Raw genomic sequence first — 23,341 nt, forward strand, 5'->3', positions numbered from 1 at the left:
GATCGCACGGGGGCTATGACCAGCCCGGTAATAGGTTGAAATCTCCGGAGTTACTTTGCGTTGTTGGCAAGCTTCTATAGTCAGGCAATATGAAGGATGATTCTCTCGATCCGATGATCCGCGACGCATATGCAATCGCTGCCCAGCCGGAACGGCTGATGAAATTATTGACGGTTCTGCAAAAGCCGGCGGCTGATAATGAAAGCGATCTTCAGCCCCATTTTGCCAATGTGACCGAGTTGCTGACTGAAATCGACCCGAGTGTCGGCGACGACTTTTCTACCTATGCGCGCGATCTGGAAGGAAATGGCGATCACCTGATTCCACCCGATCTGTCGCTCAACAGAACCATGACTGTGTTGAGCGTCGACGATCAGATCTTCAAGAGCGCGCATCTCGTCCTCGGACAATCGATCCCCGACTGGTTGTTTGGCGTGGATGGGGAGTCCCATGCGCAGGTCGAAAAACTCCTGGAAGAACCGGGCAAGGCCGGGCCTGCCATTGTTCGCCTATATGTTGACCGGGATGACGATAGAGGCGTGTTGTTTGCCGCGCAGAGCTCTGGTGAGGATGACATATCACTGGATTTCCGCGTCATGCGCCTGCGCTGGCATGCCGTCATTGGCAGCGCATTTGCGCAGTCGCTGGAGCTTACCGCAACCGAGGAACAACTGGCAGAACATCTGGTCAATGGCCTGTCTGTCACGGAATTTGCAGCGCAGCGCGAGCGCGCTTTGGGGACCGCAAGAAACCAGCTGAAAGCCCTGCTGCGCAAGCTGGGCATCGGCTCGCAGACCGAATTGATCTCGCTTTATGCCGGCTTCAGCAACGCTTTCGCGATGGCGGAGACAAATGACCCCAATCTGCTTCCTCCGCGTTCCAGTCATCAATTGACTTTGGCCGACGGGTCCCATCTCCCCTTTGAAATATATGGCGATCCGAAAGCCAGGCCGGTCCTCTATCTCCATGCGACAATCGATGGTGCCTATCTGACCACTAGGCAACAGGACGCTGCCACGGGGCAAAATTTGCGCATCATCGCGCCCTGGCTGCCATTTTATGCCGGCAGCAAAATGGCGAATACCGGGCTCGCTGTGGTCGACGAATTTGTTGAACGGCTGGTCCATTTGCTGGATCAGCTGAAGATCAAGCGCTGTTCCGTGGTTTCGGCGAGAGTCGCCGCTCCTTACGGGATGGCCGCCATTCGCAGTCATCCCAACCGGTTTTGCGGTCTCGTCATGGCGGGCGCGATATTACCAGCGGGCGAAGACAATGATTTTTCGCATCTCGCCATGGGCTATCGGGCGCCGCTGCGGCTGGCACGGATCGCACCATCTTTTGTCCGGCTATATTTTGCGGCCGTCTCGACCATGGTCCGTCGCGGCAAGAGCATGGCCTATTTCAAAAGCATCTACGGCGAAAGCACTGCCGATATGCAAACGCTCAACCGGCCCGATGTCGCGGAACTGATGCAGCGGTCGATGAAACGCACGTTCGAAGACGGCTATGAATCAACCGCGCAACAGGCGATCCTCACAGCAAGCGACTGGTCGAAATGGTGTCGCAAACTGGAGGTGCCGGTCACGGTTATATGCGGAGCCGAAGACCGGCTTGCACCGCCTGACATGGTCGAGAAATTTTGCGATCGCTATGGTTTCAATCTGATCGGCCCTTTGCCGGATGTTGGCAGTCTGGCCATTCAGCAGGTTCCGCACAGGATATTCAGCGAAGCGGCAAAAATCCACATGGATTGAGCCGACTTTTGGCCGACCCTCTCTGATCAGATAAACCGTAGATATGTACCATATGGTATATTCTAAAGCCTGCACGACTCCATTACCTGCTGCGGTAAATCCAATGGAGATCGACAATGAAATTTTCGAAACCGGCTATCGCGGCATTATTCGCCGTTTCCATGCTCAGCAGCGGAGCGGCGCATGCTCAATTTGGTGGCTTGGGCAATGCCATCAAAAAAGAGGCAAAGAAAACCAAACGGGATGCGGAGAGACAGGCCGTAGACGAAGCCGAGAAAGCCATTGATAACGCGATACGCGGGAAAAAGGGCAAACGGGTAAAAATCGGAAAAATCAGTGGCGGCGGTTCGGTGGCTCTCGGCACACCATCTGCAAATCTCACATCGCAAACGCAATGTGCTGGCCTTGCTCTTTCCAATGTGACTGTCGGCAATCTGGGTGACTACACATTCCAGCAGGGCTTCAGCAAGGAAAAGCGCACCGGCTTTATCAACCGCAAGCCTGGCAAAGTGAGCGGGTCATGCATCGCACCATCTTTGCAACCACAGGAAATTCTCTATTTCGAAGTCGACGAGAAAAAATACAAGGCGATGGACAAGGGCAATGACTTTACCTGGCAGTGCGTGAAGTCGGATGACCCCGGCGCCGGTACTGTCGATTACTGGACATGGCACAGCGATCAATATCTTGGCGATTCCCACATGAAATTGCATTGCGGCAATGATCAGGGCGTCAGCGATTGCGCAACCGGCAGCAACTCTTCGCGGGCTTCTGCTTATACAGCCGACCGGAAAAATCGCGGCAAATATGGCATCAGCTTTCTGGCACGGCTCAACGAGCACAGCGATGCGAGAACGGAAAAACTATACTGCCAATATTATAACAAAAGAACCGGAAAAAGCCTTGTCGGCTTTGAATATCTGAGTGCCCCGGCTCGATAGTTTCGAGTTCGAATGACTTTTTCCCGTTCCCGGAAGGAACCATAATATGCGTTATGCCATTGCCTTATCTTCGCTGGTCATTTCCAGCTTCGTCATTCCGACAGCCTTTGCGCAATCGAGTGACACGACCGTCGCCAAGAATGGCAGTTGCCCGTCCGGATTCAAATCCTCGGGCAGTTCCTGTAAATCCAGCTCCGGCAAAGTGGCCATTGTAAAAATCGGCTCCTGTCCCACCGGTTTCAAATCCTCCGCCAATTATTGTGTGGGCGAAAAAGGCGATTATGCCGAGGTCAAGGGCGGCAGCTGTTCCAGTGGCTTGAAAAGCTCCGGGAATTATTGCGTAAAATAGGCGGATCGAAGCGATTGCGCGCCCTTGCCGAAACGCAGTCGCTTCGGACGTTCTTGGCTTTTGACCTTTCCTACAGCAGCCCAGATTGCTTAGTCTCTTGCCGGAATTTCGACAGGCTCTTTGACAATCTGGATAGAATCGCAACACCGCTCGATCATCTGCAATAACCGGTCCGGATTGCGCGCTTGGTCCAAAGGTTACACTAGACGGCAGGTTGTTAGTCACAAATGACTGGAAATTCAGTTCTTTAGGGCAAAAGTGACAGAAAATAAAAGCGGGTGATTGTGTCAGGTTTGTTTTGACTCACCGCCGCGATATATTTGCGCGGAATAGATCAACTCTACTGTCTTACGACTGCGACATGACCGCGATGGACAGGATTTCAATTGCATCTTCCCGACCGGCAAAATCACCATAGTCTCCGGGCTCCAGTCCCATCAATGCCCGGCTGATCGGCGCGGAAAAGGAAACCAGAGCGCCGGCAGGATCCGCTTCATCATCGCCGACGATAGAGAGAGTTTTCTCTTTGCCGTTGAGCAGGAAGGTAACCCGAGTGCCAAATTCGACCTTTTCGCCGCTCGGCACCGGTGGCAACTCGGCCGTCGATTGCCTGGTGTTCCAGTAGCGCAGGTCGCGTTTGGCGATCTTGAGCGCTACCTCGTCGGTGAGTTCAGCGACCTTTGCCTGCAATTCGCCGACGCGGTCCTTGATCAGCTGCAAGCCGCGCGCGGTGACCAGATTGGGGCCGACCGGAATCGGATGCTCGAACTTCGGCTCGAGATGCTCGTCATCACCTTCTCTGCGGAAAGCAACGCTCATCAATCAGGCCTTGGTCGTCTTGGGGGTTACCCAGATCGACACCGGCGCGACAAATTTGCCATGCGCGGGTGTGCCGACATCGATGCGCTCGGCGGTGACCAGCTCGCCGCTCTCGAGACTGAAGGAGGCCCATGGTTTGGGCATGCGGCCAAAGGTCATTTTCTGGATCGGCTGACCGGTGGCGCTGTTCATGATGGTTGCGATAATAGCCATGCCGCGCCGCTTGCGATGGATGGGCCGAACTGTCAACCACCGGCATTGAATGGCGTCATACAGAGCGGGTCCGGGGTTGCTCCGGTCAGCGCCAGTCGACGATCTGCCAGCCGCGCTGTTTGGCCATATGCCGCAAGAGGGGGGTCGGGGTCGTTGCGATTGCTTCATCGGCAAATTCCAGCATCGCCTGGTCGCTGACATGGTCGGAATAGGCGCGGACATGGCTGTCGGCGCGCTGCCAGCCCTGTTTCGCAAACAGTGCCTCGATCCGGCCGATCTTGGCATCGTCATAGCAATTCTCGCCAATGATGGCGGGCAGGACGCGGCCTTGCGGGTCGACTTCCAGCAGCGTCCCGATCAGATGATCGAAGCCAAGGCGGCGGGCAATCGCCTCGGCGTAAAGTTCATAGGAAGCGGTGACCAGCACCAGCTTGCGCCCGTCAGCGCGATCTACCTCGATCTGGTCGATCGCTTTCCGATGACGGTTGGACCGCAACACCCTGTCGGCAAAACGCTCGATATGCGGTTGCAATGCCGAAAGTTTCGGGGAGCTGCCCAGCAACATCCGCTGGTTGAAGGTCTTCAATTGCCCGCGGCTGATCAGCTTGAGCCCATAGGCAATGAAGCCGAATGGCAGAAGCGGCAGAAAAATCAGCCGCCACGGGGCTCTCGCAAAAACCATGTGAAAGAGAAACGGTGTATAGGTTCCGCGCACAGTGATCGTGCGGTCCATGTCGTAAAGCGAAATTTTCTGCATGCCGTCCCGAAGTTCCCGTTCGCGGGGTCCTTAGCAGCCTGCCGGCAAAAGCACCAAATATTTGAGCAGTTTAATCTCTTGAGCTTTGGCGCAATTTCGGTCACCTATAGACGCGATGTCCATGCCCAGCGATTTTGTCGAAGAGACAGCCGAAGGTGGAGCGGTTACGCTGCATTTTTCCGGCGACCTGTCGATTGCCAGCATTGGCGACTTGCCGGAGCGTCTGAGAGAATATGAAGGCGAAGCGCAGCGGCTCGATATTTCTGCCACCGGCTATACCGACACCGTGGGGGCCTGGCTGATACACCGGACAGCGCGCGACATGAACGCGGAAATTGTCGGTGCGGGTGACGATGCACAGCGGCTGATCGCTGCCGTCGCAGGAGCCGATCAGCCGACGGAAATCCGGCCGGAACCGGCCAACCCGGTTATCCGGGTGCTGGGCGAAATTGGCGAGGCGACGGCTATCGCCTTTACCACGATGACCGGATTGATCGGCTTTTTCGGTGCAATCGTGGTCGGCTTCATGCGTTTGGTTCGACATCCCGGTAAAATAAGATGGAATGCCGTGATCCAGCGCTTTGACGTTGTCGGCGTCCGTTCGCTTGGCATCATTGGTCTGATGAGCTTTCTTATCGGTCTGGTGATCGCGCAACAGGGGGCGGTGCAGCTGCGGCAGTTCGGCGCGGAAGTGTTCACGGTCAATCTCGTCGGACGACTGACCCTGCGCGAACTGGGCGTGCTGATGACCGCGATCATGGTGGCGGGCCGGTCGGGCTCGGCCTTTGCCGCGCAAATCGGCACGATGAAGCTGACCGAGGAAATCGACGCGATGCGCACCATTGGCGTGTCACCGGTGGAGGCGCTGGTGCTGCCGCGCTTTATCGCCGCCGTCTTCATGCTGCCACTGCTCGGATTTTACGCATCGATGGTCGCGATCATCGGCGGCGGCCTGCTCAGCTGGGTTGAACTCGACATCCCGCCAGCCACTTTTTTCGCCCGCATCCGCGAAGTTGTGCCGCTGACCGACGTCTATGTCGGTCTCGTGAAAGCGCCGGTCTTTGGTGCGATCATCGCGGTTACCGGCTGCTATCAGGGCATGCAGGTCAAGGGCAATGCCGAGGATGTCGGCAAGCGGACGACCGCAGCGGTGGTTCAGGCTATTTTCCTCGTCATCGTGCTCGATGCCTTTTTTGCGGTTTTCTTTACCTGGATCGGATGGGATTGATGCTCGATTCGCAAGCCATTGCCTATGACCCCGATTATGAAGGCCCGATCGTCAGCGTCCACGGCCTGCGCAACGCTTTCGGCGAGCAGGTGGTGCACGACAATCTCGACCTCGATGTGCATCGCGGCGAAATCATCGGCGTGGTCGGGGGGTCCGGTACCGGCAAATCGGTACTGATGCGCTCGATCATCGGGCTGCAGACGCCGAAAGAAGGCGAGATCAAGGTCTTTGGCGAACAGATATTGGGAAAATCGGACACCGAGACAATCGAGATCCGCAAGCGCTGGGGTGTGTTGTTTCAGGGTGGCGCGCTATTTTCGACACTGACAGTGGCTGAAAATGTAATGGTGCCGATTCGTGAATTCTACCCGGATATGGACCGCGAATTCCGGCGCGAAGTGGCAAAATATAAGGTCTGCCTTTCCGGATTGTCGCCCGACGCCGCACCGAAATACCCTTCCGAATTGTCCGGCGGGATGCGCAAGCGTGCCGGCATCGCGCGGGCACTCGCGCTTGATCCGGAATTGCTGTTTCTGGATGAGCCGACCGCTGGGCTGGACCCGATCGGTGCCGCCGCGTTCGACAAGCTGACCAAGGAATTGCAGCAGACTTTGGGGCTGACCGTATTCCTGATCACCCATGATCTGGATACGCTGCATGCCATTTGTGACCGGGTGGCGGTACTTGCTGACCAGCGCGTGATCGCGGTAGGCACGATCGACGAATTGCTTGCGCTCGACCATCCCTGGATACAGGAATATTTCAACGGTCCACGTGGCCGGCTGGCATCTGCCGGAAAAAAGATGCTGGGATGAGAATGATGATGCGTATCAGAGAATTGTTGCAGGTGACGGCACGGCTCGTCATAGAGGTGAGATAGATGGAAACGCGCTCCAACCATATACTTGTCGGTGTTGTCACTTTGGCGATGCTGGCCCTTGTGGCCGCCTTTCTTGTATGGATCGTCCGCTTCGGCGATGGTACGACCAAGCAATATGACATCTTTTTCTCCCAGTCGGTAGGCGGATTGGCGTCGGGAACCGGCGTCACCTTTGCTGGCGTTCCCTCGGGCCAGGTGATCAAGGTCGAACTGTGGAAGAAAGACCCGAATTTTGTTCGCGTCCGCATTGCGGTCAGTGAAGACACGCCAATATTGGAAGGCACCACCGCCACCATCCAGAGCGTCAGCTTTACAGCGCCCCCCAATATTCAGCTCGACGGCGCGAAAAAGGGCGCGCCGCCGATTACCGAGCTCGGACCCGAAGGTGTGCCGGTGATCCCGACCAAGCCGGGAGCGCTCGGCGAACTGCTGAACAGCGCGCCGCTGGTAGTGGAACGGCTGGCAACCCTCACCGATCAGCTGACCCAGCTGTTGTCGGAGGATAATCAGAAATCGATCAGCGGCATATTGGCCAATACCGACAGGTTGACCGGCAGTCTTGCGAAACAGGCACCCGGACTAGAAGCGTTGATGGAAGAATCGCGGATAGCCATTCGTAACGCCGGTCAGACCGCCGAGAAGCTTTCGCTTGTGGCAGACAGCGCCAATGATTTTCTGACCAACAATGGCGAGCCAGTGGCCAGAAACCTTGCTACGACGCTCGACTCCGCATCCAAAAGTCTTCTTGCGTTGGAAGGTGTGCTGAAAAACGCGCAACCTGCAGCAGATCGCTTTTCGAACAAGACTTTGCCGGAAGTCGATCAGCTGGTGCAAGATATGCAGGCACTGACGAAATCCATGACAGCGGTGACCGAGCGGCTAGATCAGGGTGGCGCCGGATCCTTATTGTCTGCGCCAGCGCTGCCGGACTATAAACCAGGGAAATGACAGGGCAGATATGATGAGCAAGTTTCGAACTTTGAAATCTGTCGGTCTTCTGGCCGCTACTCTCGCGCTGAGCGCTTGCGTCAGCTTCGGCGGGGCTGAACCGCCGCCATCGCTGCTTTCGCTGTCACCCGACCAGAAATTGTCTGCAGGCGCGATGCAGAGTGGGCCGCAAGCCGGTTCGTTGGTGGTGGCGCTACCCGCAGCTCCGCAAAAACTGAATACCATTCGCGTGCCGGTACAGACCAGCGGCACGGGCATTGCCTATCTGAAGGACGCCGTCTGGGTCGATAAACCGGCTCGCTTGTTCCAGGATTTGCTCAGCGAGACAATAGCCGCGAAAAATGGCCGGCTAGTGCTGACCGCAACCCAGGCGGGCGGCAATGCACAAACCTATATCACCGGCGAACTGGTCAATTTCGGCCTCGATGGTCCCAGTCTGACGGTCACCGTCACCTATGACGCAGTGAAAATGGTCAAGGACAAGCCGGTTGAGAAAAAGCGCTTCGAAGCCAGCGAGAATGTTTTTGCGGCAGAACCAGATCCCGTCGGACAAGGCCTTAACAAGGCGGCCAATAAAGTGGCTGCCGACGTCGCCGAGTGGGTCGGCTAACAGTTTAGCAAAGCCCCCGCTACTCCTCGCCGTAGCTGAAGCCCTCGGGCTCCGGCCAGTCTATCGCAGTCGCTGCCATCACCCGAAACAGACAGCCCATCTCGTCTGCATGGGTCAGCCGCTGATGCGCAGACCGGATGTTATCAGCCTGTCTCGGACTTGCCGCGATCAGCGCTTCAGCGCGTTGATCAATTCCCAGCGACTTCAGCCACTGTCCCTGTTCGGTCGGCCCGTGCACCGCCAGCAAGCGCGTCCGCGCAATATTGGCCAAGGTGTGAAAATCGACATGAGCGGTGAGGTCTGATGTTCCCGGGCTGTCAAACGGGCTGATCGGCAGATGATCCTTCACCGCTTGCAGCGTGCTGCCGGTGCCCGGTCGCTCATAGCCATAGTCGATGATCAGCAAGGTGCCGCCCTGTTTCGCCAGACGATTGGCAAGATTGCCGGCCCATTCCACGCTGACCGGCGAGCGTTCCAATATCGTCCCTTCCGGAAATCCGCTCATGCTGTCGCCAATTTGCTCCGCCGCCGTTTCGGAACTGGGCACGGCGATAAATTTGCTGCGGTCCCGCGCGACCATCTGCCGTCGCCAGCCGCTCGATGTCGCGACAAATTGCTCGACCGGCAACGCATCGAAAAATTCATTGGCGACGATCAGCAGCGGCCCGTCTGTCGGCAGGCTGTCTATATCGGCATGCCATGTTGCATCGGGATGCAGCTCTGCCTGTTTGGCTTTTAATATCGGGCTGGTCTCGACAAGATGAACCGCCGGACTGCAGCCGAATTTGCGCAGGGACCGCAGCGCATCATAAGCCAAAGTGCCACGTCCCGGACCCAGTTCGACATAGTGACACTGTTTCGGTGACCCTTTGCGAAGCCACAGATCGGCGAGCCAGATGCCTATTATTTCCCCGAACATCTGGCTGATTTCGGGAGCAGTGACGAAATCACCTTCTTCGCCCAACGGATCCTTGCTGGCATAATAATGGTCATTGGCAATCGCCATATAGTCGCCGAGCGGGATCGGACCTTCGCGGTCAATCCTGTCGGCAATTATATGCGCTGCGCTGGGTAGGTCCGCCTTGATGCCGTCAGGCAACGCTCTTGTCTCCGGCCACCGGCTCGATGCGTGCGCGTCGGCCTTTCGCGGTGAACACCAGCCATGCACCGAGCAGGATCATCGGCACCGTCAACCACTGACCCATGCTGAAACCCGATTGCTCGACCAGCCAGGTAAGCTGGGCGTCCGGCTGGCGGAAAAACTCGACGAAGAAGCGGCTGCAACCATAGACCAGCAGGCCGACACCGACCAGCTTGCCGGGCTGATAGCGGGCATCGGTCTTCCAGAAGAGCAGCGAGAGAATGATGAAATAGAGAATGCCTTCCAGCCCTGCTTCGTAAAGCTGGCTGGGATGGCGCGCGACATCGCCGCCCATCGGGAAGACGATAGCCCAGGGAACATCGGTTGCTCGGCCCCAAAGCTCTCCGTTGACGAAATTGGCCAGCCGCCCGAAGAGCAGACCGAATGGGATAACGCAGGCGATATAGTCGCACATCCGCAGAAAATCGAGCTTCTCACGCCGCGCAGTCCACCAGAGAGCAAGCACGACGCCAATCGTTCCGCCGTGCAGCGACATGCCGCCGTTCCAGACCTGCAAAATCCGGATCGGGTCCAGCAGGATTTCCGGAGCGTAGAAAAACACATAGCCGAGCCGGCCACCGACGATGATCCCGAGCGTCGCCCAGAAGATCATGTCATCGGCATGGCGGCGGGCCATTGGCGAACCCGGCTGCGCTATCAGCTTGGTCAAATACCAATAGCCGATCAAAATCCCGGCAAGATAGGCCAGAGAATACCATTTGAGCTGGAAAAATCCGAGGTCAAGAGCGTTGGGAGACAGGCCAAGCTCCTCAAACCGCGTAAACTGTGCCGCATTGGCCAATATAATATCAATCAACTCTTTTCCCCGCGTGGTTTCCTGTCCATATAAAGGGAAATTCCCCTTTACCAAGAGGGAACAACGGGAGACTTGAATAATGGCGACCTCTGAACTTGATCTGGTAATTGACAAAACGCTGGAGGAACTGACGCAGCCTGGTCAGCTGCTGGAACTCGACACGATCAACAAATACGGCGTCGATATGCCGATTTTCAAGAATGCGCCGCAGAATGTGTCGGACTATTTTGCCTATTTTTGCCACCAGCATGCCGACAAGGAGTTTCTGATCGATGGCGACATCCGGCTGACCTTCGGAGAGACTTATGCTGCCGCGCGCGTTTTGGCCGGCGGGCTGGTTGAAGGCTATGGCGTTCAGAAAGGCGACCGGATCGGAATCGCGGCGCGCAATTCTGCCAATTGGGTCATTCTCGACATGGCGATCATTATGGCGGGTGGTGTCTCGACAAAATTGAACGGCTGGTGGCGCGGTGATGAACTGGCTGACGGGATTGAGGATGTCGGTTGTTCCTATGTATTTGCCGACTATCAGCGAGCCCAGCGCCTGGTTGAATCCAAACGCAATCACGGCGCCGAACTGTTGGTTTTCGAACATGACAAATTGCCGCTGGAAGGCTTGAAAGTCATGCTGGAAAAAGGTGGCGGCGCCGAAACACCGCTGCCGCAAATGGCTCCGGAAGACAATGCGACGATCCTGTTTACTTCCGGTTCCACTGGTCGCTCAAAGGGTGCCTATGCCGAGCATCGCTCGGTCGTCCAGGGCGCAATGAGCTTCGTCGGGACGGTACTGGTGCTGGTCAATATCATGGAAAAACAGGGCAAGATGCCCGAGGGGCAACCGACCGCGCTGGTCTGCGTTCCGCTATTCCATGTCACTGCCTCGGTGCCGCTGGTGCTGGTTAGCTATGCGATGGGCCGCAAGCTCGTATTCCTCAACAAATGGGATGCGGAAGAAGCGATGCGCCTGATCGAGAAGGAGCGCGTTACCTATTTCGTCGGTGTTCCGCTGATGAGCATGGAAATCTATTCGCATCCGCATCTTGACAAATATGATCTCAGCAGCTGTGTCACCATGGCCGCGGGCGGTGCGCCGCGTCCGGTCGAACATGTTCGGCGGATCAAGGAGAAAATGGGCGATGGCTATCCGGTGATCGGCTATGGCCTCACCGAAACCAATGGCGTTGGCTGTTCCAACCAGAATGAAAATTATCTCGCCAAGCCGGACAGCACCGGGCGGGCAACACCGCCGATTGTCGATGTCGCGATCCTCGACGATGACGGCAACAAGATGCCGCAGGGTGAGCGCGGCGAAGTCTGCATCCGCACCGCTGCCAATTTCACCGGCTACTGGAACAATGAAGAGGCGACAAAGGACGCTTTCACCGATGACGGATATTTCCGTACCGGTGATATTGGCTATCTCGATCCCGAAGGCTATCTGTTCATTGTCGACCGGAAAAAGGAAATCATCATCCGCGGTGGCGAGAATATCAGTTGTCAGGAAGTGGAAGCTGCCGTCTATGCCAATCCGGCTGTCGCCGAAGCCTGTATTTTCGGGGTCCCTGACGAGCGGTTTGGCGAAGTTCCGGCATTGGTCTATCACACCAAGGACGGTCACAGCCTGACCGATGAAGAACTGCTGGAAACGCTTAAGCACCAGCTCGCTCCCTTCAAGATGCCGGTTCATATCTGGCAATATGAAGAGCCGTTGCCGAAACTCGGTACCGCGAAAATTGCAAAAATCGTGTTGGCGAAAAAGCATCGTGACGAACTGGCTGCAACCGGATGAACATTCGTGCCAATATTCCGGCTGCGCCGGCCGATCCGGCTACGCGGATCGTCCGGCAGCGGGATATTATCAATCGGCGGGTGCTGGCTGAAGAAATTGATCGCCTGATTGCCGAACATGGCATGCCGACAGCGCGGGCGAAAATTCTGCCGCTGCTGCAGGAGGCGCTCAATGATGGCCGGGCGGAGATCAGCGCGCGTTTGCTGAAACGACCTTCGGCGGGTCATGAAATGGCGGCAGCGCAATCCTTCCTGGTCGATCAGCTGGTCCGCCTGATCCACGATATCGCGGTCTATCACCAATATCCGGTAAGCAATCCGTCGTCGGGCGAGCGGATTGCGGTGATGGCCGTGGGTGGATACGGCCGCGGCGAAATGGCGCCGCACAGCGATGTCGACATCGCCTTCCTGACCCCGCACAAGACCAATAGCTGGACCGAGCAAGCGGTTGAGGCGATGCTCTACTGGCTCTGGGACCTCGGTTTCAAGGTCGGTCAGAGTAGCCGGTCGATCGATGAAATGGTGCGCATGGCCAAGGAGGATTTGTCGATCCGCACAGCCCTGCTGGAAGGCCGCTATATCTGGGGCGATACCGGAGTCTACGAAGAAGCCAAACAGCGCTTTTTCAGCGATGTTGTCGCCGGTACCGACAGTGTTTTCGTGGCCGAGAAGCTCGCAGAGCGCGATGCGCGGCATATGAAAATGGGGGATAGCCGCTATGTCGTCGAACCCAATGTCAAGGAAGGCAAGGGGGGCTTGCGCGACCTGCAAACGCTTTACTGGATCGGCAAATATATCCATCGGGTGACATCCGCCGAACAGCTGGTCGATGTCGGTCTGCTCACCGTCGACGAATTCAAGCGCTTTCGCAAGGCGGCCAATTTTCTCTGGGCCGTGCGCTGCCACATGCATGATATCACCGGCCGGGCGGAAGACCGCCTGACCTTTGACCTGCAGCCGGAAGTGGCGCGCCGGATGCGATTCGCCGACCGTCCCGGCAAGTCGTCGGTCGAACGGTTCATGCAATATTATTTTCTCAACGCGAAAGTTGTCGGCAATCTGACCGGTGTGTTCCTCGCCCATCTCGATGAAACCCACAATGCCGGCGTCCGTCGCTTCCTGCCGTCGCTGACCCGCAAGCCGAAGAAGCTCAAGGGCTTTGTTCTGGATCGCGGACGGCTCGCCTTGCCGAATGAAAATTTCTTTGAGGAAGAACCGGTCCGGCTGCTGGAAATTTTCTGGCTCGCCGACAAACATGAGCTTGAGATTCATCCGATGGCGATGCGGGCTGCGCGCCGGGATGCCAAGCTGATCGACAACAAGATCCGCAAGGACAAGCACGCAAACCAGTTGTTTCTCGACGTGCTTTGTTCACCACGTGATCCCGAACTGGTGCTGCGCTGGATGAACGAAGCTGCTATTTTCGGCCGTTTTATTCCGGATTTTGGTCGTGTTGTGGCGCAGATGCAGTTCGACATGTACCATCATTATACAGTCGACGAGCACACTATTCGTGCCATCGGCCTGCTCGCCCGGATCGGAAGGGGCGACCTGATTGCCGATCATCCCAACAGCACGGCGACGATGGCAAAATTGCAGAACCGGCGGGTGCTGTTTGTCGCCACCCTGTTGCATGATATCGCCAAAGGCCGCGGCGGCGACCACAGTGTGCTGGGTGCGGAAGTGGCGATGAAGCTTTGTCCGCGGCTTGGCCTGCGACCCCATGAAACCGAACTGGTCGCGTGGCTGGTCCGCAACCATCTGCTGATGTCGGCAGTGGCCTTCAAGCGCGATCTGTCGGATTTCAAGACCATCCAGGATTTTGCCAGCAAGGTGAAAAGTGTCGAACGCCTGCGCCAGCTCACGGTGCTGACCGTCGTAGATATTCGCGCGGTCGGGCCGGGCGTGTGGAACAGCTGGAAGCGGCAATTGCTGACCGATCTGTTCGAAGCCGCGCAGGAAATGCTGCTGCTCGGTCACAAGCAGCGTGGCCGCAAGGAGCGGATTGACGAGAAAAAGGCGGTTCTGGCCGAAGCGCTGTCGCTGCCGGAGGCCGAGTTCAAGAAACTGTCCAAGCGGTTCACCGATGCTTATTGGATCGCGGAGCCGGATGATATCATTGCCCAGAATGCACAGCTGGTTCTGGACGCTGGTGACACGGATCTGGCGATATTTGCCGATGTCTATGCCGAACGCGGGGCAACATTGATAACCGTCTATGCGGCCGATCATTCCGGACTTTTCTACCGGATTGCTGGTGGGATCCATGTCTCTGGCGGCAATATTATCGACGCCCGCATTCACACCACCCGCGACGGCATGGCGCTGGACAATTTCCTCGTTCAGGATCCGCATGGCAAGCCATTTTCTGAAAAGGAACAGCTGGAGCGAATCAAGCAGGCCGTTGAAGATGCTCTGGCCAACCGATCCAAGCTTTCGAGCAAGCTCGACGCTAGGCCGCTTGCTCATTCGCGGGCAGGCGCGTTCGAAATAACGCCTTTTGCGCTGGTCGACAATGAAGCCTCGAACCGGTTCACGGTAGTGGAAGTCAACGCGCAGGACCGGCCGGCCTTGCTGAATGCCTTGGCTTACGCCCTGTTTGAATCGAAGGTCACCGTCCATAGCGCTCATATCGCGACCTATGGCGAGCGGGCGGTGGATACGTTCTACATCACCGATCTGTTGGGTGGAAAGATTACCAGCAAGCAGCGGCTGAACGGGCTACAAAAACGGCTGACCAATGCTGCCGCCCGCAAGCCGGAGAAGGAAACGGACTAGGGGAGCTTGTCTTTCAGAGCCGCCAGCATACCGAATGGCCCGGCCTCTTCTTCCGATTTCAGGCTTTCCTTTGCCACGACATCCGCATTTGGGCCGCGCGGGAAGGGGGGCAGCGCCAGACAGAGCGTTTGCGCGATTGCTTCGCCGAGATCGATCTGACCATTTTCATATTCGATTATATCGCAATCGTCTTCCGTCAGCTCGATTTCTTCCTCAGCGCCTTCAATGCCCAGTTCGGGCACAAAGGCAATCTCGAAATCCTCGCGCAACCGAACCTGAAAGCTCTCTCCGGTAATCGAGCAGCGCTGCTGCAGGTCGGATTCGATCCGTCCGGTAAAACCGATGCGATTATCGCCGGCCAGCAATGTAAATGCCGCGTCCAGTGCGGTAATTTTTGGCAGATCAAATCTCTGCGCCAACTTCCGCCTTTCTTCCTCATTTGCGGACAACTTGCCCGTGCGCGGCTTGGACCCGATTTCCGAAAGCTTGACGATATGGGAAAATTCCGGCTTGTCCATCATGCGGCCCGTCCGCTGTCCGGAAGCTGGCCCGCAACGATCGCGTCGGTCTCACGATCTTGCAGCGCGGCGTGATAAGCCGAGAGCCGGCTGGCGAGAATGTCCAGCGCCGCGTCGTCCGGTTTTTCGCCGCGGAAAATATTCCGGACTATTGCCTCGCGAAGGTCGGCATCTTGTTGCAGCGCATCCCGATAGGCGCCTACCCGGCCACCCAAAGCGCCGATTATCCGACCGACATGTTTGCCGACAATCATGTCGCCAATGCCGATCTGACGCAATTGCCCGTCCATGTCCTGAATGAAGATCTCGGTTAGCCAGGCGATCTCCTGACCTCGTTCCTCGTCTTTCTCCAGCCGGATCAGGACCAGCGAGAATATTGCAGCAATCATATCAAACCGGCCGTCGAGACTGTCCGGTACCTGTGCCTCTTCATACCAGCCCAGTTGCCGTCCCTCGCTGACAATCGCATCGTACAGCGGTTGCATTTTTGCATTGGGATTGTCTCGGGAAAAAATCTTGCTGAAAAAGGACATTGCTGGTTCCGCTGGTTGGATCGAAAGTTTATGGACGAACGGGTCGTTTGTTAAGTCTGGATACAGGGCATATTGATATTTATGGCGCGAGATGCAATGGGCGATGACGAGTCAGGTACCGATACGGTGCTGGCTGTATAGTGGAGAATGAGTTCGATGGTCGGCAATATCAAAAAACACGGTCTGTGGCTCGGGCTAATGGCTGGTGCGATGACAATGGCTGGATGCACTCAGGTGCGCGGCCATCAGGGATATATTGCCGATGAAGTGTTGATGTCAGCCATTCAGGCCGGCATCGATAACCGCCAGTCGGTGGAAGCTTCGCTCGGTCGTCCGACCTTCACTGGCCAGTTTGACGAAAATACCTGGTATTATCTGTCCCGCGACACCCGCCAATATGGCTTTAACAACCCGCGTCCCCGTGATCAGCAGGTGATGCGCGTGATATTTGATGCCGACGGCAACGTGACTGCGGTCGATCGCACCGGTCTTGAACTGGTGGCGAGCATAAGCCCGGATGGCGACAAAACGCCGACTTTGGGCCGCGATCGCTCCTTTTTTGAAGAATTGTTCGGTAATATCGGCGCGGTCGGTGCACCGGGTGCTGGCGGGGCGAGCAACGACCCGACCCGCCCCTAGCGACCAATCCTATTTTGCAATGCCGCTGGCAGCCAATACTGCCAGCGTTACCAGCTCCGATGCGGTGGATGCCATGGTGGCAATCTGCACCGATTTTTCCAATCCGACGAGCATCGGTCCGATGACCGAATCGCCACCCAGTTCGCGCAGCAATTTTGCCGACAAATTGGCTGACTGCAGGCCCGGCATGACCAGCACATTGGCGGGCTGGGACAGGCGGCTGAACGGATAGTTCGCCATCAGCTTCGGATTGAGCGCAACATCGGGCGCCATTTCGCCTTCATATTCAAACGTGACCCGTCGTTGGTCGAGCAAAGCCACGGCTTCGCGCAGATTCTCCAGCCAGCGGCCTTCGGGATTGCCGAAGGTTGAATAGCTGAGGAAGGCGACGCGCGGTTCGTGACCCATCTGCCGGGCTACCGCTGCTGTCTGCTCGGCGATGTCGGCCAGTTCATGGGCTGTGGGTCGTTCGTTGACGGTGGTGTCGGCCATGAACACCGTATGATGCTGGCCGACCATGACATGGATGCCTAGTGCGGTGCGGCCTTTTTCGACGTCAATCACTTTGGCGACATCGCGGAAGGATTGCGAATAGGGCCGGGTAACGCCGGTGATCATCGCGTCGCCCTGATCCATGGCGAGCAGCGCCGAACCGAAGATGTTGCGGTCCTGATTGACCATGCGCTTGATATCGCGCTCCATATAGCCGCGGCGGTGGAGACGCTCGTACAGCATGTTGACCATGTCCGGGACCAGCGGGCTGTTACGGCTGTTGTGCACTTCAAAGCTGTCCGGATCGCTGACGCCCAGTTCGGCAAGCTGTTCCCGCACGCGATCGTCGCGTCCGACCAGAACCGGTGTGCCATAGCCGCCATCGCGGAACTGGATTGCCGCGCGCAGCACGACGGCTTCTTCCGCCTCAGCAAAAATGACGCGCTTCGGAGAGAGACGGCAGGCTTCATAGGCTTGCGTCAGTACCGATGTTGTCGGATTGAGCCGCGCTTTCAGGCTCTGCCGGTAGGCGTCGAGATCCTCGATCGGCTTCTGGGCCACGCCGCTATCCATGGCAGCCTTGGCAACGGCTGCGGATACCACGTCCATCAGCCGCGGATCAAAGGGGGCGGGAATGATATATTCGACACCAAAGCTTGGTGCTTTCCCGCCATAGGCAGCGGCAACTTCTTCCGGAACCTGTTCGCGCGCCAGTTCGGCAATCGCATGGGCTGCCGCAACTTTCATTTCCTCGTTGATCCGGGTTGCCCGGACATCCAGCGCGCCGCGGAAGATGAAGGGGAAGCCGATGACATTATTGACCTGATTGGGATAGTCGGAACGGCCGGTGGCGATAATCGCATCTGGACGGGCCGCCTTGGCATCGGGCGGCGTGATTTCCGGATCGGGGTTGGCCATGGCAAAGATGATCGGTTGCGGGGCCATATCCTTGACCATTTCCGGCTTCAGGGCGCCGGCAGCCGACAGGCCGAGGAAAACGTCGGCGCCGGACAGCGCGTCGGTCAGCGTTCGTGCATCGGTGTCGATTGCGTGGGCAGATTTCCACTGGTCTACATCGTCGCGGCCGCGATAGATGACACCGGTCCGGTCACACATGGTCAGATTATCGTGCGGCACGCCAAGGCTCTTGATCAGCGAGGCACAGGCAATGGCGGCAGCACCGGCGCCATTAACGACGACCTTGATATCCTCGATCTTGCGGTCGGTCAGCAGGCAGGCGTTGATGATCCCGGCGGCGGCGATAATCGCGGTGCCGTGCTGGTCATCATGAAATACCGGAATATTCATCCGGTCGCGCAAGGTCTGCTCGATGATGAAACAATCGGGTGCGGCAATATCTTCCAGATTGATGCCGCCGAAGCTGGGCTCCATGATCTGGACGGCATTGATGAAGGCGTCCGCATCCTCGGTGTCCAGTTCCAGATCGATGGAATCGACATCGGCGAAGCGCTTGAACAATACAGCCTTGCCTTCCATCACCGGCTTCGAGGCTAGGGCTCCCAGATTGCCGAGGCCGAGGATCGCGGTGCCGTTCGAGATGACCGCGACCAGATTGCCTTTGGCGGTATAGTCATAGGCTTTCGACGGATCTTCGGCGATCGCCCGGACCGGAACGGCAACGCCGGGAGAATAGGCGAGGCTGAGGTCGCGCTGGGTTGCCATCGGCTTGGACGCAATAATCTCGATTTTTCCGGGACGACCGTGGGAGTGAAAAAGCAGAGCTTCCCGTTCGGAAAATTCTAGATTGTTGTCGTTATTGTCGGCCAAATTTTATCTCCGCATATTCAGTGGTCGGCTCGGTTGCGCCGATCGGAAGTTCACATCCCCCCAGAGACCTACTCGTTTTGTCTCGGAGCCGCAATATCAAGTAAATTTCAATAGGATATGTTCGCTACTCTTTTATGTCCGGCTGCACTCGGCTATCGCGGTGCCATGGCAACCCAGACTCAAGACAAGATGAAAAAATCGGCCAAAGCGCCCGCATCGGCACCGACCAAGGTCACGCCGATGATGGAGCAATATTTCGGGCTGAAGGAAAAGGCCGGCGATTGCCTGCTATTTTACCGGATGGGCGACTTTTTCGAGCTGTTTTACGAGGATGCCAAGCTCGCTGCGGCGGCGCTGGATATCGCACTGACCTCGCGCGGCAAAAATGCCGGGGAATCGATCCCGATGTGCGGGGTGCCGGTGCATGCGGCGGAAGGCTATCTGGCGAAGCTGATCCGGTCCGGTTTCAAGGTGGCCATCGCCGAGCAGGTGGAGACGCCGGCCGAGGCCAAGGCGCGCGGCGGCTACAAGGCCTTGGTCGCGCGGGACATCATCCGCTATGTGACCGCCGGGACGCTGACCGAAGACAATCTGCTCGACGCGCGGAGCGACAATATGCTGGTGGCGCTCGCCGAGGTGCAGGGAGAGATCGGACTGGCAGCGGCGGATATTTCGACCGGCAATTTCGAATTGGCGACGATTTCCGACGATGCGCTCGATGCCGAATTGGCCCGGATCGCGCCATCGGAAATCATCTGTCCGCCATCCTTGCTGCCACGGCTGCACAAGGCGACCGGCTGGGCCAAGGACAATTTCGACAGCGGCCGCGCGGAAAAACGGCTGCGCGAGCATTTCGGGGTGGCGACGCTCGATGGCATGGGCGAATTTTCGCGCGCCGAACTGGCGACCGCAGGCGGACTGATTGCCTATGTTGATCATGTTTCGCAAGGTCAGGCACCCTATCTGCATCCGCCGAAGAGACGGGAAACGCGGGAGTTTCTGTCGATCGACGGGCCAACCCGGGCGAGTCTGGAAATTGACCGGACGCTGGCGGGCGGGCGCGAGGGCAGCCTGCTCCACTCCATCGATCGCACAGTGACACCGGCCGGTGCCCGCTTGCTGGCCCGCGATCTGTCCGCGCCCCTGTTCGCGGAGCAGCCGATCAACCGGCGTCTCGGACTGGTGCAATGGTTTCATGACGGGTCGGGAATCCGCGACGATGTCCGCACCGAGCTGAAGGCGCTGCCCGATATCGGCCGGGCGCTGGGACGGGTTTCTGCAGGGCGAGGCAGTCCGCGCGATCTGGGGCAGATTCGCGACGGTCTGGCGGGTGCGCGGATCTTGCGCGAACGGCTGGCGCTGGCACTGGGTTTGCCGGCACTGCTCGAAAATCTGTTGCCCGCGCTGGATGGACATGGCGAGCTGGTCGACTTGCTGGAACAGGCGCTGGTCGAGACGCCGCCCACCGAAATGGCCAATGGCGGCTATATCGCGGCGGGCTATGACCCGGCGCTCGACGAACTGCGCAGCGCCGGGTCCGATGGCCGCAAGGCAATTGCCATATTGGAAGCCCGCTACCGCGAAGCTACCGGCATCAATACGCTGAAGATCAAGCATAATGCCGTGCTCGGCTATTTTATCGAAGTGCCCGCCCGGCATGGCGACAGCCTGATGGCCGAAAATTCGGGCTTCACCCACCGCCAGACGCTCGCCGGGGTGGTGCGCTTCAACTCGACGGACCTGCACGAAGAGGCGGTGCGCGTGTCGCAGGCCGGAGCCCATGCGCTGGCCGCCGAGGCCGCGCATTTCGAGGAACTGGTCGACAAGGTGCTGGCCCGCAAGAAAGAGATTGGCGAAAGCGCCGACGCGCTCGCCCGGATTGATGTCTCCGCGGCGCTCGCTGAACGCGCCGCCGAGGGCCAGTGGTGCCGGCCCGAATTTGTCGACGGCAATATATTGGATATCCAGGCTGGTCGCCATCCGGTGGTCGAAGCCGCGCTGTCGGTCAAGGGCGAGGCTTTTGTCGCCAATGATTGCTGCCTGGCGCAGGACGAGCGATTGTGGCTGGTGTCCGGCCCCAATATGGGTGGTAAATCGACCTTCCTGAGACAAAATGCGCTGATTGTCATACTCGCACAAGCGGGTGGCTTTGTTCCGGCGGCGTCCGCGAAGCTCAGCCTGGTCGACCGCCTGTTCAGCCGCGTCGGTGCCTCCGACAATCTTGCGCAGGGCCGCTCGACCTTCATGGTCGAGATGGTCGAGACCGCCGCAATTCTGTCGCAGGCGACCGAGAAAAGCTTCGTCATTCTGGATGAAGTGGGCAGGGGGACCTCGACATATGACGGTCTGGCACTGGCCTGGGCGGTGGTCGAGGCGGTGCACGAGACCAATCGCTGCCGCTGCCTGTTTGCCACCCATTATCACGAGCTGACCCGGCTGGCCGACCGGCTCGACGCGCTGTCGCTCCACCATGTCCGCGCGCGCGAGTGGAAAGGCGATCTCGTGCTGCTCCACGAATTGGCCAAGGGGCCGGCTGATCGCAGCTATGGCCTGGCGGTGGCGAAGCTGGCGGGCATCCCCAAGCCGGTGCTGAACCGCGCCAAGACGGTGCTCGACAAGCTCGAAGCCGGCAAGGCGGAAACCGGTGGTCTTGCCGCCGGTCTTGGCGATCTGCCGCTATTCGCTGCGAGCCTTGCAGACGTCGAGGAAAAATCCGATGATCTGCGCAAGGCGCTGGGCGCGCTCGACGTCGATGCGCTATCGCCGCGCGAGGCACTGGACCAGCTTTATGCGCTGAAAGCGCAACTCGAACAGGAATGATGCTATGAAAAAGTGGATCGTGACCTTGCTAGCCGTGGCGCTCATTGGCGGAGCGGCCTTTGTCTATTACACTCGCAGCACCAATAGCGAACCGCTGGAGATTGGCGTTACCGCTCCTGATTTCACCACAACCGGCGCGCTGGCGGGCAAGGAATTTCAATTTTCGCTGGCCGACAAGCTGAAAGACGGACCGGTCGTGCTCTATTTCTTCCCCAAGATCTTTACCGAGGGATGTACGATCGAAGCCAATATGTTTGCTGATGCCACCGCTGACTTCAATGCTGCCGGTGCCACGGTGATCGGCATGTCAGCCGACGATATCGAAGGATTGAAGAAATTCTCGGTCTCCGAATGCCGCGACAAATTCGCCGTTGCCCGTGCGGATGAGAAAATTGTCGAGGCCTATCAGGTCCGCATGGCACCGGGTCTCGCGATGACCAACCGGACCAGCTATGTCATCGATCAGAACGGTAAAATTGTCTTTGTCCACAGCGCGACCAAGCCGCAAGGTCATGTCTCGGGTACGCTTGCAAAAGTGAAAGCACTCGCCAAAAGCTGATTTAACGCTTGCATTTGCCGCACTGCTAGACTGAAAGATTTCCATGACCGATCACGCACCCGATCCCGCCATGCTCGCCAAAGCGGAAACGCTCACCGATGCCTTGCCTTATCTGCAACGCTATGCAGGCAAGACCTTTGTCGTCAAATATGGCGGCCACGCGATGGGCGATGCCGCGCTCGCCAGAAATTTTGCCCAGGATATCGTTCTGCTCAAGGCGGTCGGGATCAATCCGGTGGTCGTGCACGGTGGCGGCCCGCAAATCGGTGCGATGCTCGCTCGGGTCGGCGTGGAAAGCGAATTTGTCGACGGTCTGCGAGTCACCACGAAGGAAACTGCGGAAATCGCGGAAATGGTGCTCTCCGGCGCGATCAACAAGGAACTGGTCAGCTGGATCGGACAGGCCGGCGGCAGCGCCATCGGCATTTCCGGCAAAGATGGCGGCTTTGTCAAAGCGTCGAAGCTGCGCCGCACCAATCGCGATCCGGACAGCAATATCGAACGGATCATCGATCTCGGCTATGTCGGCGAGCCCAGAAGAGTGGATCGCAGCGTGGTCGACAAGATTTCCGCTGCCGGGATGATCCCGGTCATCGCGCCCATCGGCGTGGGTGACGATGGTGCAACCTATAATATCAACGCCGACACCATGGCCGGAGCAGTGGCCTCGGCCTTGCGCGCGGCGCGCCTGTTCCTGCTGACCGATGTCCCGGGCGTGCTCGACAAGCAGGGCGAACTGCTGACCGATCTCGACCCGACCAAGATCCAGGCTCTGGTTGACGAAGGCACTATCACCGGCGGCATGATTCCAAAGCTCGAGACCTGCGTGAAAGCGGTTCAGGAAGGTGTCGATGCGGCGGTTATCCTGGATGGCCGGATACCGCATGCGATGCTGCTCGAAATCTTCACCAGCAAAGGCGCGGGTACGCTGGTCCGGGATGATTTCGATTCGGTTGATTAAATCGCCGG

At 57.9% G+C, this 23,341-nt stretch carries 21 protein-coding genes; 13 read left to right on the plus strand and 8 right to left on the minus strand.

The genetic code is table 11. The features are described from left to right. The first annotated feature begins 89 nt into the window (after positions 1-89). From AZE99_RS03325 to AZE99_RS03335, 3 genes are all read left to right on the plus strand, one after another. Positions 90-1,754 carry a hypothetical protein gene (locus tag AZE99_RS03325; RefSeq protein WP_067198073.1) on the plus strand — a complete coding sequence of 555 codons (1,665 nt, stop codon included), beginning with the start codon at positions 90-92 and terminating at the stop codon, positions 1,752-1,754. A 116-nt stretch (positions 1,755-1,870) separates the two neighbouring features. Beyond that, on the plus strand, positions 1,871-2,695 hold the full coding sequence (locus AZE99_RS03330) for a hypothetical protein (RefSeq protein ID WP_067198077.1): 825 nt from the start codon (positions 1,871-1,873) through the stop codon (positions 2,693-2,695). A 46-nt stretch (positions 2,696-2,741) separates the two neighbouring features. Continuing rightward, complete coding sequence (locus AZE99_RS03335; protein WP_067198079.1) at positions 2,742-3,044, plus strand: hypothetical protein; 303 nt, start codon at positions 2,742-2,744, stop codon at positions 3,042-3,044. Between the two features lie 348 nt (positions 3,045-3,392). Here the strand turns inward: AZE99_RS03335 and AZE99_RS03340 are convergent, their stop codons facing one another. The 3 genes from AZE99_RS03340 to AZE99_RS03350 form a co-directional block, all read right to left on the minus strand. Beyond that, on the minus strand, positions 3,393-3,863 hold the full coding sequence (locus AZE99_RS03340; RefSeq protein WP_067198080.1) for a GreA/GreB family elongation factor: 471 nt from the start codon (positions 3,861-3,863) through the stop codon (positions 3,393-3,395). Positions 3,864-3,866: 3 nt separating this feature from the next. Further along, positions 3,867-4,076: a hypothetical protein gene (locus AZE99_RS03345; protein WP_067198082.1), complete on the minus strand. Its 210-nt coding sequence runs from the start codon at positions 4,074-4,076 to the stop codon at positions 3,867-3,869. 85 nt (positions 4,077-4,161) lie between these two features. Continuing rightward, positions 4,162-4,833 (minus strand): HAD family hydrolase, encoded by a 672-nt coding sequence (locus AZE99_RS03350; RefSeq protein ID WP_231862683.1) that lies wholly within the window; start codon positions 4,831-4,833, stop codon positions 4,162-4,164. Between the two features lie 115 nt (positions 4,834-4,948). Here AZE99_RS03350 and AZE99_RS03355 point away from each other — a divergent pair, with 115 nt between their 5' ends. The 4 genes from AZE99_RS03355 to AZE99_RS03370 all read left to right on the plus strand — a co-directional run bounded on the left by AZE99_RS03355 (position 4,949) and on the right by AZE99_RS03370 (position 8,499). Next, entirely contained in the window at positions 4,949-6,061 is a 1,113-nt protein-coding gene (locus tag AZE99_RS03355; RefSeq protein WP_067198084.1) for an MlaE family ABC transporter permease, read from the plus strand. Continuing rightward, on the plus strand, positions 6,061-6,876 hold the full coding sequence (locus tag AZE99_RS03360) for an ABC transporter ATP-binding protein (RefSeq protein WP_335339228.1): 816 nt from the start codon (positions 6,061-6,063) through the stop codon (positions 6,874-6,876). Before AZE99_RS03355 ends, AZE99_RS03360 begins: the two co-directional genes overlap by 1 nt. 65 nt (positions 6,877-6,941) lie before the next feature. Next, complete coding sequence (locus AZE99_RS03365) at positions 6,942-7,889, plus strand: MlaD family protein (protein ID WP_067198087.1); 948 nt, start codon at positions 6,942-6,944, stop codon at positions 7,887-7,889. Between the two features lie 10 nt (positions 7,890-7,899). Next, a complete protein-coding gene (locus AZE99_RS03370; RefSeq protein ID WP_067198088.1) occupies positions 7,900-8,499 on the plus strand; it encodes an ABC-type transport auxiliary lipoprotein family protein in 600 nt (199 codons plus the stop codon). A 19-nt stretch (positions 8,500-8,518) separates the two neighbouring features. Here the strand turns inward: AZE99_RS03370 and AZE99_RS03375 are convergent, their stop codons facing one another. Beyond that, entirely contained in the window at positions 8,519-9,598 is a 1,080-nt protein-coding gene (locus AZE99_RS03375) for a class I SAM-dependent methyltransferase (RefSeq protein ID WP_231862684.1), read from the minus strand. After that, entirely contained in the window at positions 9,591-10,457 is an 867-nt protein-coding gene (lgt, locus tag AZE99_RS03380) for a prolipoprotein diacylglyceryl transferase (RefSeq protein WP_067198089.1), read from the minus strand. Before lgt ends, AZE99_RS03375 begins: the two co-directional genes overlap by 8 nt. Positions 10,458-10,536: 79 nt before the next feature. On the opposite strand from lgt, the gene AZE99_RS03385 reads away from it, so the two are divergent. Then, the gene (locus tag AZE99_RS03385) at positions 10,537-12,246 is read left to right on the plus strand and encodes a class I adenylate-forming enzyme family protein (protein WP_067198090.1); all 1,710 of its coding nucleotides are present in this window, start codon (positions 10,537-10,539) and stop codon (positions 12,244-12,246) included. Beyond that, positions 12,243-15,023, plus strand: coding sequence for a [protein-PII] uridylyltransferase (locus tag AZE99_RS03390; protein WP_082788218.1), 2,781 nt, complete (start codon positions 12,243-12,245; stop codon positions 15,021-15,023). The genes AZE99_RS03385 and AZE99_RS03390 overlap by 4 nt, the downstream gene beginning before the upstream one ends. Here the strand turns inward: AZE99_RS03390 and AZE99_RS03395 are convergent. Continuing rightward, positions 15,020-15,544, minus strand: a complete 525-nt coding sequence (locus AZE99_RS03395) for a YceD family protein (protein WP_067198092.1) — start codon at positions 15,542-15,544, stop codon at positions 15,020-15,022. The genes AZE99_RS03390 and AZE99_RS03395 overlap by 4 nt on opposite strands. Further along, positions 15,541-16,074 carry a ubiquinol-cytochrome C chaperone family protein gene (locus AZE99_RS03400; protein ID WP_067198093.1) on the minus strand — a complete coding sequence of 178 codons (534 nt, stop codon included), beginning with the start codon at positions 16,072-16,074 and terminating at the stop codon, positions 15,541-15,543. The genes AZE99_RS03395 and AZE99_RS03400 overlap by 4 nt, the downstream gene beginning before the upstream one ends. Positions 16,075-16,221: 147 nt before the next feature. On the opposite strand from AZE99_RS03400, the gene AZE99_RS03405 reads away from it, so the two are divergent. Further along, positions 16,222-16,713, plus strand: a complete 492-nt coding sequence (locus tag AZE99_RS03405; RefSeq protein WP_067198095.1) for an outer membrane protein assembly factor BamE — start codon at positions 16,222-16,224, stop codon at positions 16,711-16,713. A gap of 9 nt (positions 16,714-16,722) precedes the next feature. Here the strand turns inward: AZE99_RS03405 and AZE99_RS03410 are convergent, their stop codons facing one another. Continuing rightward, complete coding sequence (locus tag AZE99_RS03410; protein WP_067198097.1) at positions 16,723-18,993, minus strand: NADP-dependent malic enzyme; 2,271 nt, start codon at positions 18,991-18,993, stop codon at positions 16,723-16,725. A gap of 240 nt (positions 18,994-19,233) precedes the next feature. Between AZE99_RS03410 and mutS the strand changes: the two genes are divergently transcribed. From mutS to argB, 3 genes are read left to right on the plus strand one after another with little or no spacing between them, the layout of a single operon-like run. After that, positions 19,234-21,813, plus strand: a complete 2,580-nt coding sequence (gene mutS / locus AZE99_RS03415; RefSeq protein ID WP_082788442.1) for a DNA mismatch repair protein MutS — start codon at positions 19,234-19,236, stop codon at positions 21,811-21,813. A 4-nt stretch (positions 21,814-21,817) separates the two neighbouring features. Further along, a complete protein-coding gene (locus tag AZE99_RS03420; protein WP_067198098.1) occupies positions 21,818-22,372 on the plus strand; it encodes a peroxiredoxin in 555 nt (184 codons plus the stop codon). Between the two features lie 43 nt (positions 22,373-22,415). Beyond that, positions 22,416-23,333, plus strand: coding sequence for an acetylglutamate kinase (argB, locus tag AZE99_RS03425; protein ID WP_067198100.1), 918 nt, complete (start codon positions 22,416-22,418; stop codon positions 23,331-23,333). Positions 23,334-23,341: the final 8 nt, after the last annotated feature.

This window comes from Sphingorhabdus sp. M41 (assembly GCF_001586275.1).
Classification (GTDB): domain Bacteria; phylum Pseudomonadota; class Alphaproteobacteria; order Sphingomonadales; family Sphingomonadaceae; genus Parasphingorhabdus.

Excerpts from the sequence above, each read along its gene's own strand:
- AZE99_RS03325 (WP_067198073.1), top strand. The coding sequence starts at position 90 with ATGAAGGATGATTCTCTCGATCCGATGATCCGCGACGCATATGCAATC.
- AZE99_RS03405 (WP_067198095.1), top strand. The coding sequence starts at position 16,222 with ATGAGTTCGATGGTCGGCAATATCAAAAAACACGGTCTGTGGCTCGGG.
- AZE99_RS03335 (WP_067198079.1), top strand. The coding sequence starts at position 2,742 with ATGCGTTATGCCATTGCCTTATCTTCGCTGGTCATTTCCAGCTTCGTC.
- AZE99_RS03330 (WP_067198077.1), top strand. The coding sequence starts at position 1,871 with ATGAAATTTTCGAAACCGGCTATCGCGGCATTATTCGCCGTTTCCATG.
- AZE99_RS03395 (WP_067198092.1), bottom strand. The coding sequence starts at position 15,544 with ATGATGGACAAGCCGGAATTTTCCCATATCGTCAAGCTTTCGGAAATC.
- AZE99_RS03385 (WP_067198090.1), top strand. The coding sequence starts at position 10,537 with ATGGCGACCTCTGAACTTGATCTGGTAATTGACAAAACGCTGGAGGAA.
- argB (WP_067198100.1), top strand. The coding sequence starts at position 22,416 with ATGACCGATCACGCACCCGATCCCGCCATGCTCGCCAAAGCGGAAACG.
- AZE99_RS03370 (WP_067198088.1), top strand. The coding sequence starts at position 7,900 with ATGATGAGCAAGTTTCGAACTTTGAAATCTGTCGGTCTTCTGGCCGCT.
- AZE99_RS03340 (WP_067198080.1), bottom strand. The coding sequence starts at position 3,863 with ATGAGCGTTGCTTTCCGCAGAGAAGGTGATGACGAGCATCTCGAGCCG.
- AZE99_RS03420 (WP_067198098.1), top strand. The coding sequence starts at position 21,818 with ATGAAAAAGTGGATCGTGACCTTGCTAGCCGTGGCGCTCATTGGCGGA.
- AZE99_RS03365 (WP_067198087.1), top strand. The coding sequence starts at position 6,942 with ATGGAAACGCGCTCCAACCATATACTTGTCGGTGTTGTCACTTTGGCG.
- AZE99_RS03350 (WP_231862683.1), bottom strand. The coding sequence starts at position 4,833 with ATGCAGAAAATTTCGCTTTACGACATGGACCGCACGATCACTGTGCGC.
- AZE99_RS03390 (WP_082788218.1), top strand. The coding sequence starts at position 12,243 with ATGAACATTCGTGCCAATATTCCGGCTGCGCCGGCCGATCCGGCTACG.
- AZE99_RS03400 (WP_067198093.1), bottom strand. The coding sequence starts at position 16,074 with ATGTCCTTTTTCAGCAAGATTTTTTCCCGAGACAATCCCAATGCAAAA.
- AZE99_RS03360 (WP_335339228.1), top strand. The coding sequence starts at position 6,061 with ATGCTCGATTCGCAAGCCATTGCCTATGACCCCGATTATGAAGGCCCG.
- mutS (WP_082788442.1), top strand. The coding sequence starts at position 19,234 with ATGATGGAGCAATATTTCGGGCTGAAGGAAAAGGCCGGCGATTGCCTG.
- AZE99_RS03345 (WP_067198082.1), bottom strand. The coding sequence starts at position 4,076 with ATGGCTATTATCGCAACCATCATGAACAGCGCCACCGGTCAGCCGATC.
- AZE99_RS03355 (WP_067198084.1), top strand. The coding sequence starts at position 4,949 with ATGTCCATGCCCAGCGATTTTGTCGAAGAGACAGCCGAAGGTGGAGCG.